Genomic DNA, 8,014 nt, shown 5'->3' on the forward strand with positions numbered 1-8,014 from the left:
TGGAGAACCATTTTTCTTTGAGCCACTGCCGAAAATCCCCTTGACAACTGGCTTTGAGCCTTAACTTGTCACCAATGCGGTGTATCTATTGTTAGCGGGGCTGCGGTGGTTCGATCGTCCGATTCCCCTGCGCTGGCAGCACGTTTTGTTTCTGGGAAATATCAAAGGCTCACTCTCGATGGCACTGGCGCTTAGTATTCCTCTGGGATTGACAGGACGAGATAACATCATTGCGCTGGTTTTCGGTGCAGTTTTATTCTCCCTGGTAGGACAGGGATTAAGTTTACCCTGGCTGGTAAAACGGTTACAAATCAGCCGTGTTTCTGATGTAATGCAGGAAGCTGGGCAGTTACAGATTCAGTTAATTGCTTCCAAAGCGACTCAAGATGAGTTAGATAGTTTGCTGAAAGCAGGCGTGTTGCCGAAGGCAGTTTACGAGGAGTTATGGGCATCATATCAAGCACGAGTAGCACAGTCTGAGCGAGTGCTGCGCGATCTCTACAATAAACATCGCGCAGGGCAAGTACAGGGCGATCGCAGCGGGCTAGATACGATTCGACGGCGATTGCTCCTAGCAGAAAAAGGAGCAGTTAGCGATGCCCTCCGCAAGCGAATTGTTCCAGAGGATCTGGTTGAGCCTTACATCAAAGATTTGGATGAGAAACTTCTAACGTTGGCAGATGACTAGCGCGAATGCCGAGGTAATCAATCATCTGGTGAACTAGCTCTGGACGGGTGACGACCAAGATCGTAGAACCTGCTTCTAGAACAGTATTGCCGTTCGGAATCTCCAGATTGGCACAGGCATGGCATTGATAACCAATAATCAGCGAACCTTTTGGAAAACGAGGATCTTGAGCAATTTGAGCAACGCTGCGGCCTGCCACCTTGCAATCGCCTGGAACTGGCAGCTTTAGCACCTCAACTTGTCCTTGTTCAAAGTGCATCATCGATTCGATTTGAGGGTATTCAATCGCATTTGCCATTGTTGCGACTGCCAAATCAATCGTGCTGATGATGTGACTGGCTCCGGCAAGTCGATAGGCTTCCATGAATTCGCGATCGCCCATTCGCACCACAATATGGGAAATCCCATAGCTTCTGGATAGGGTGATCAGCGCTAAATTCAGTGCATCGTCCCTGAGTGCAGCAACGACGGCGTTTGCTTGTTTAATTCCTGCTTCCAGAAGAACCGTTGTACTCACCGCACTGCCTTCAAATGCCATTACTCCGATTTTTTCACGAGCAAAGCGACAAGCAAGCGGGTCGGCATCGATGATTGCCACCGTATGACCGAGTTTTAATAACTGCTGGGCTAAACCCAGCCCCATCATTCCTGCTCCACCAATTAATACGTACATGACTATTTGTCACCCCAAGAATGAACGTTACAGATTTATCCCTATGAGTGAGGTTGTTTTGGGTTTCTATCAGTTTAATCTGCTTGTGGGGTGGCTTTTACTGGGCTTACTTATTACTTGTTCCACACTTAGTTTAATCTGCTTGTGGGCTTGGCATGGGAGCCAGCCCCTCAAGTGATTTTCCTCAGTTAGGTACGCAGCGGGAACCCTACATAATCTTAGGCACTTTAAAAAACTCCCCATCGCGATCGGGAGCTCCCTCCAAAATACTTTCGCGTTTAGGAAAAGGTTGCAAATCGTCCGATCGCATTACATTACTAACATCGATCGCCCGCGTTGTCGGCTGCACCTTACTCGTATCTAGTTCACTCAACTGCTCGAAATAATCCAAAATACCGTTAAGTTGACCAGTAAACTGCTCTTCTTCTTCAGGCGTTAATTCCAATCTAGCTAAATTCGCTACTTTCCGAACTTCTTCTCTGTCAATCATAAAAATCTGTAATTGGGAATTGGTGATTAGTGTTTAGTTGTGATGTGTGAGTTTTAAGTGAAAGAGTTTTCAATTTACTACTCACCACTTAAAACCACAACTTTCTGTTTACCTAATCAGGCTTGTTATAGCTAACAACTGAGGTTAAAAATACACATCAATCTGCGATCGACCCGTCGTCTTCAGCCAATTTTGCACCTCAATGTAATTGTTCGGGGCCAAGCGAATAGCCTCCTTCCAATAATCGGCAGCTTTATCAAACAGCCCTTCCGCCGCTTCAAGATTGCCAGCTTCCTTTTCTTTTTCCCCTTTATAGTGATAAATCACAGCAATATTATTCAGCGCTTGTGGCATTCTCGGATTGAGATCCAAGGCTTGGCTGTAATATTCCAAACCTTTATCGTGTTCGCCGTTGCTAGTATGGATCAGCCCCATATTGTACAAGACATAACTGCGATCGTAAGGATCTTCCTCCAGCTTCAGCGCTTCATGATAATTTTCTAGCGCTTCAGCATATTCGCCATCTGCTTGAGCTGACATACCATCCCGGTAATAAGCAAAAGCTTCCTTCGCCTGCTTTTTGGCCGGCATAACCTTTAGGATGATATCAGCCATTACCGTGAAACTTTTGTCAATAAAGTTATCGTTGCGTTGACTTCTGGGCATATGCGATTCTTTGGTTAATGGCTAATCAGAAAAATTAGCCTGTAAAGTTTTCGTATTAATAATTGCGCCACTGTTTTAGTTGGCAGTTGTGTTGAGGGCGCTAAAAAGTTTAGTCGATCGCAAGTGCGAACCTTAAAACACGCCCTTGGGTTTAATACCCGCGCAAGTTCTATCTATTTTATATAAGTCTTGCAAGACTTGCAAAAAAACCAGATTTCTTTAACCTCTCTCTCGCACTCTACACAAAACGTACAAAAACCCGCGCAGAAAGGAAAATTTTTGCAGTAGGGTGCAGGGGCGATGCTCTTCGATGGCTTGCCTTCAGATCGATTCGCTAACGCCAATGGGCGATGAGCGCGCACCGTACCCTACTAACTGTACCCATAATCCCCCCTCGTTGACCCTCAGGGCAAACAAGCAAAAGCAAATGCCGAGGAGAAATTCAATCACAAAGTTTTATTAAGCTATCCGAGTTCAGCCCATACTTAAAAGTTATCCGGCAAAACACTAGCAATATTTTGCCCCAAAGTCAAGGGCAGCCTCAAAAAAAATCAGAAACGCGATCGCCAAAACCAGCTCGAATTCCCGCAATATATAATAAAAATAACCGGGTAATTTTCACAGAGAGAAACCTATGGCTCCGAATCCCACCATTATGCAAGCCGTCGAGCAACTTGGCTACCGCGTTACGGTTGGAGACGTGGCGGCAAAAGCTGGATTAGATGTCAATTTTGCCCAGCGAGAACTGTTAACCCTCGCCTCCGAAGCAGGCGGCAACCTGCAAGTAGCAGAATCCGGCGACATTGCCTACCTATTCCCCAAGAACTTTCGAGATATTTTGCGAAACAAATTCTTGCGCTTGCAATTGCAGGAATGGTGGCAAAAAATCTGGCGCATTCTATTTTACCTGATTCGGATATCTTTTGGCATAGTGCTAATAGCTTCTATCCTCTTAATTTTTGTTGCTATCACGATTTTACTCTCCAGTAGCGACAGCAATAACGGGGGGGGAGGAGGAGGCGGCGGCGGTGGTGGCGGGGGCGGCAGAGGCGGCGGCTTTTTGTTTTTTCCCTACTTCTGGAACGACTTAATCTGGATATTTTACTGGAACCATGACCAACCTTACTACCAGCAGCGATCGCGCTTAACTGGCCAAAAACCCCAGATGAGTTTTCTGGAAGCCGTTTTCTCCTTTCTATTTGGAGACGGTAATCCCAATAACAATCTAGAAGAGCGCAAGTGGAGCAATATTGCCACTGCAATTCGCAACAACCGAGGCGCAGTCGCCGCCGAACAAATTGCCCCCTATCTCGAAAATCTCGGACAAGGATACGCCCGAGAATACGAAGAATATATGTTACCGGCTCTCGCTCGTTTTGACGGCCGCCCCGAAGTCAGTCCCGAAGGGCAAATAGTCTACCATTTTCCGCAATTGCAAACCACAGCCACCGAGAGAAATTCTGAACCAGTAGCAGCTTATTTGCGAGAAATGCTGTGGCGTTTCAGCAACGCCAGTTCCGGCCAAATCATGCTCGCAGCAGGGTTAGGAGCCGTCAATCTTGTCGGTGCGTTAGTTTTGGGGAATCTATTAACTAATAATTTGCTCGTCGGTGGATTTATCGGTTTCGTCAGCGCTATTTATCCCATGATCCTGATTTACGGCGTCGGATTTCTCGCAATTCCTTTAATTCGCTACTTCTGGATTCAGTGGAAAAATAGCCGGATAGAAGCCCGCAATCAAGAGCGTCAGCAGCGAGCAATGTTATTAAACCAACCCGATGCCAACTTGCTCAAAAAACTGGCCTACGCCCGGGAATTTGCAGCAGAAAACGTTCTGACTGGAGAAGACTTAGCTTATACAACAGAAACCGAATTAACCCAACAAGAACTAGAACAGTCAGCCAAAATAGATGCCGAATGGCAGCGCAGGATTGATCGCTCGGACAACTTGTAATACTAATGAAAAAAAGAGTTGTTTGTTGTTAAGTTAGTTTCCACTCAAATCTTGCACCCTTTTCAAGAATAGGCAGGATGCCTGTTCCACAATAATAAAATATCTTTGTTGGGGAACGGGCTTTTAGCTCATTGCTAATAATTGTGGAAAATATCAATCTTTATTGAGGTCAGAAGTTTTTATACTTCGAGTTTTATTAAATAAGCTTAGGGCGTTTAAAAATCAAACAATTTTGGTCATACTTCGAGTCGTGATCCAGAGCCACAAGTTCCCATCCCTCCTCCCCCAAATGATTGACAAATAGATGCAGCGAGCCTTGTTTCCAATCTCGCTGTTCTTCACCGTTTACATATAAACTAATCAGCTTGTTTCCAAAAGGATACATATTCGCATCCACAAATAAATACTCCCACTTTTGCATAGCAATCCTTAATGTAGTTAGTCATGTAGTTAGTTATCAGTCATTAGTCATTAGTCATTAGTCATTCCCAATTCCTACTTTCCAATACTTCGGCTACGCGGTTCCTGGCATTCGACTACGCGGTTCCTGAGCGTAGTCGAAGGGCAGTACAAGTTCCCCATTCCCCATTCCCTGTATTCAGGACACGGAAGCCACGGATACAGGAATAGCTGTTTTTCCCTTCTTCCTTCTTTCTCGTTCCTTCTTCCTTCTTCCTTCTTCCTTCCCCTTGACATCCGTTACATCCGTTACAGAATCCGTTGCCGAACTTCCTTGCCCATTCCCAGCAGTTACTGGACTGCAATTCTAGCCAAAGTAGTACCCCGGTAATAGTGCAACAAAATTTGCTGGTAGCCGTATCCCTGTCTGGCCAAATTGTAGGCACCCCACTGACTCATTCCTACAGCATGGCCGAAACCTTTGCCAGCAACTAGAAAACCGATAGGAGCTTGGCCCATGTTCCTTGGGTTCCCACCGGCGGCATACTGAGGAATCACGGTAAACCGCGTACTCCTCAAATTTAAAACCCGGCGTAAATCTGCGCCAGTCATGACCCTAGAACCGCCATCTCCAACTACTTTCATCCTCAAAACGCTGCCGTAAGCGGTAGTGCGTTCTGGCTTCATCGAGATCACATTGCCCACGCCAGAAATCTTACTGCTGATTTGAGCTCGAGAAAAATTTTCTTTCCATTGGTAAACCGGCGCCCCTTGGTCGAAGTCAGGAACAGCACGCAGGTAAGGCAAGGGTTCCGTCCAAACATCCTCGACATTTTCAGTATGACCCCCAGACGCAGAGTGGAAAGCCGCTAAAATAATTTGGCCGTTGTAGGCCAGAACTTGACCAGCGGTTGCATCGACTGCGGAATAAGTGCCAGAAGATTCTGTTTGCAGTCCTTTGTAAACCTGCGAAGACTGAGTGCTGTCCACGTCGTAAAGGTCGGTTTCGCTTTTGAGGCGCTGGTGGATAGCGTAGGAACGGGCGGCGACTGCTTGGGCTTTCAAAGCCTCTTGAGGCCAATTGCCATTCATCTCGGCGCCTAGAACGCTGTATAGATATTGTTCGATATCGACGTAGTTGATGGCAGTCAAGCCTCCTTTTTCGGGAACTAGAAGCGTGCGTCCCCGATACCAACGATCGCCAATCCAGACATAACCGTTCCCCGTCGGCTCGATCCAAACTTGGTTTGCCGCCCAGCGACCGATCGCCACTGTTCCCGATCGAAATTGAGCCGACTGAGAACTATTTGCCGACAGTTCGCCCAAATTGCGCCCGCTACCATCGCGGATTGCAGCCTTAGTAGAACTGCCGACTTTTACCTGACTTGCTCCGTCTTGTACGGCTACTCGCAAGATCAGCGCTGCCTGGGCTGGCGCTACCATTACCAGCCAAAACAATAGCGAAATCCAAAAGTAGCGTTTTTTTAATGTTGAAAGAACGGAAACAAAGAATACTCCTGACTGCATTTGAAAATTCTCCTTTTATGCTGTATATGTTCGACAAGTTTTAAGGGGAAGCTTCGGTTCGGAGAAAAGGAAGAGGAACGGAAGAAAGAAAACGTTAGAATTGGGTTTGGTACTCTGTGCGCTTGTCAAAAATGATTTGAGCGACTCGATCCTTGCAGGAACAGCGATTTATCCCGGTTCCTGGGTGCGACTATTTCCTTTATGTCGGATTAGCTGCACTCTGGATATATGTAACATATTTTTTAAGACTTAATTGAGGTGATTTGACTCTTGCAGATTACATTTCTCGGAACTAGCTCCGGTGTCCCCACGCGATCGCGCAACGTTTCCAGCATAGCCCTCCGGTTGCCCCAGCGAGCGGAACTCTGGCTGTTTGACTGTGGCGAAGGAACTCAGCACCAGTTTCTCCGCAGCGATCTCAAAGTCAGCCAACTAAGCCGCATTTTCATCACTCACCTGCACGGCGACCATATTTTCGGCTTAATGGGTTTGCTGGCTAGCTGCGGTTTGGCGGGGAATGTCAAGCGCATCGATCTTTACGGGCCTCCGGGACTTGAAGAATATTTGCAAGCAGGCGTTCGTTATTCTCAAACTCATTTTTCATACCCGGTTAAGGTACACAAAATTCACGAGGGAGTCATCTATGAAGATGACGAATATATTGTTAGTTGCGGCCCTTTGAAGCACCGAGTTACTGCTTTTGGTTATCGAGTAACTGAGAAAGACCGTGCGGGACATTTTGATGTAGAAAAAGCTAAGGCTGTGGGTATTCCTTCCGGGCCGCTTTACGGTCAATTAAAACAAGGAAAGACGGTAAAGTTAGAGGACGGGCGACAGTTTAAAGGTACTGATTTTTGTGGCCCGGATCAAATCGGGCGCAAGTTTGTTTATTGTACAGACACGGTTTTTTGTGACGGGGCCGTGGAATTAGCGAAGGATGCTGATTTGTTAGTGCATGAAGCTACTTTTGCTCATCAAGATGCTCAAATGGCCTTCGATCGCCTCCATTCAACTTCGACTATGGCGGCTCAAGTGGCTGCGATCGCTGGGGCGAAACAGTTAATTATGACGCATTTTAGCCCGCGTTACGCTCCGGGAAATGCGATCGTCCTGGATGATTTGCTCAAGGAAGCGCAGGCAATTTTTCCGAATACGAAAATGGCCTATGACTTTTTGACTTACGAAGTGCCGCGCCCTGTTTAAAACTAGGGTTTATCTGACCTGAAATGTGACAGCATTTTCAATAAGGGCGATCGGGGCGGGCTAGGAGGGCCCACCCCACAAGAAAATTTTAAATCTCACTAAAATTGATAATAATACCAGTGTAAACTCTATTAATCACAAATATTTTAAATTACGATGATTGAATGGGGAGCATTCGCCTTAAAAATAGCACCAGGAATCGGCGCCAAACTTTTAGAAATAGGATTCAAAGAAGCTAGGAAAAAATTTAATCCTAGCGATTTGGAAAAAGCTTGTATTTGTGGCATCGAAGCTGCCCAGAAAACTCATGAATTATTCTCTGCTTGCGAACAGGGTGTATATCATGTCCGGTCGATTAACCATGATTAAACTTTTGCTTCCGGCCACCAATAGAAATGAGTCAAACCACTGATT

9 protein-coding genes are annotated in these 8,014 nt (G+C 46.2%); 4 read left to right on the forward strand and 5 right to left on the reverse strand.

Annotated elements, in window-relative coordinates; genetic code table 11:
• Positions 1–79: 79 nt before the first annotated feature.
• Positions 80–688, forward strand: a complete 609-nt coding sequence (locus QUA04_RS27970) for a cation:proton antiporter domain-containing protein (protein ID WP_333263565.1) — start codon at positions 80–82, stop codon at positions 686–688.
• On the opposite strand, the gene QUA04_RS27975 is transcribed toward QUA04_RS27970, so the two are convergent.
• The 3 genes from QUA04_RS27975 to QUA04_RS27985 all read right to left on the reverse strand — a co-directional run bounded on the left by QUA04_RS27975 (position 645) and on the right by QUA04_RS27985 (position 2,517).
• Complete coding sequence (locus QUA04_RS27975) at positions 645–1,361, reverse strand: TrkA family potassium uptake protein (protein ID WP_333263568.1); 717 nt, start codon at positions 1,359–1,361, stop codon at positions 645–647. The genes QUA04_RS27970 and QUA04_RS27975 overlap by 44 nt on opposite strands.
• 208 nt (positions 1,362–1,569) lie before the next feature.
• Positions 1,570–1,851 carry an Asp-tRNA(Asn)/Glu-tRNA(Gln) amidotransferase subunit GatC gene (gatC, locus tag QUA04_RS27980; protein WP_190663714.1) on the reverse strand — a complete coding sequence of 94 codons (282 nt, stop codon included), beginning with the start codon at positions 1,849–1,851 and terminating at the stop codon, positions 1,570–1,572.
• Positions 1,852–1,995: 144 nt separating this feature from the next.
• Positions 1,996–2,517 carry a photosystem I assembly protein Ycf3 gene (locus tag QUA04_RS27985; protein WP_333263571.1) on the reverse strand — a complete coding sequence of 174 codons (522 nt, stop codon included), beginning with the start codon at positions 2,515–2,517 and terminating at the stop codon, positions 1,996–1,998.
• 634 nt (positions 2,518–3,151) lie between these two features.
• Between QUA04_RS27985 and QUA04_RS27990 the strand changes: the two genes are divergently transcribed.
• Positions 3,152–4,471, forward strand: a complete 1,320-nt coding sequence (locus QUA04_RS27990; protein ID WP_333263574.1) for a hypothetical protein — start codon at positions 3,152–3,154, stop codon at positions 4,469–4,471.
• 196 nt (positions 4,472–4,667) lie between these two features.
• Here the strand turns inward: QUA04_RS27990 and QUA04_RS27995 are convergent, their stop codons facing one another.
• Together QUA04_RS27995 and QUA04_RS28000 are read right to left on the reverse strand one after the other, a co-directional pair.
• Positions 4,668–4,892: a hypothetical protein gene (locus tag QUA04_RS27995; RefSeq protein ID WP_015174403.1), complete on the reverse strand. Its 225-nt coding sequence runs from the start codon at positions 4,890–4,892 to the stop codon at positions 4,668–4,670.
• Positions 4,893–5,221: 329 nt separating this feature from the next.
• Positions 5,222–6,397, reverse strand: a complete 1,176-nt coding sequence (locus tag QUA04_RS28000) for a SpoIID/LytB domain-containing protein (RefSeq protein WP_333263578.1) — start codon at positions 6,395–6,397, stop codon at positions 5,222–5,224.
• 270 nt (positions 6,398–6,667) lie between these two features.
• On the opposite strand from QUA04_RS28000, the gene QUA04_RS28005 reads away from it, so the two are divergent.
• Positions 6,668–7,600, forward strand: coding sequence for a ribonuclease Z (locus QUA04_RS28005; RefSeq protein ID WP_333263581.1), 933 nt, complete (start codon positions 6,668–6,670; stop codon positions 7,598–7,600).
• A 156-nt stretch (positions 7,601–7,756) separates the two neighbouring features.
• Complete coding sequence (locus QUA04_RS28010; protein ID WP_333263584.1) at positions 7,757–7,969, forward strand: hypothetical protein; 213 nt, start codon at positions 7,757–7,759, stop codon at positions 7,967–7,969.
• Positions 7,970–8,014: the final 45 nt, after the last annotated feature.

This window comes from Microcoleus sp. S13_C5 (genome assembly GCF_036700845.1).
Taxonomy (GTDB): domain Bacteria; phylum Cyanobacteriota; class Cyanobacteriia; order Cyanobacteriales; family Microcoleaceae; genus Microcoleus.

Excerpts from the sequence above, each read along its gene's own strand:
- QUA04_RS27975 (WP_333263568.1), bottom strand. The coding sequence starts at position 1,361 with ATGTACGTATTAATTGGTGGAGCAGGAATGATGGGGCTGGGTTTAGCC.
- gatC (WP_190663714.1), bottom strand. The coding sequence starts at position 1,851 with ATGATTGACAGAGAAGAAGTTCGGAAAGTAGCGAATTTAGCTAGATTG.
- QUA04_RS27985 (WP_333263571.1), bottom strand. The coding sequence starts at position 2,517 with ATGCCCAGAAGTCAACGCAACGATAACTTTATTGACAAAAGTTTCACG.
- QUA04_RS27990 (WP_333263574.1), top strand. The coding sequence starts at position 3,152 with ATGGCTCCGAATCCCACCATTATGCAAGCCGTCGAGCAACTTGGCTAC.
- QUA04_RS27995 (WP_015174403.1), bottom strand. The coding sequence starts at position 4,892 with ATGCAAAAGTGGGAGTATTTATTTGTGGATGCGAATATGTATCCTTTT.
- QUA04_RS28000 (WP_333263578.1), bottom strand. The coding sequence starts at position 6,397 with ATGCAGTCAGGAGTATTCTTTGTTTCCGTTCTTTCAACATTAAAAAAA.
- QUA04_RS28010 (WP_333263584.1), top strand. The coding sequence starts at position 7,757 with ATGATTGAATGGGGAGCATTCGCCTTAAAAATAGCACCAGGAATCGGC.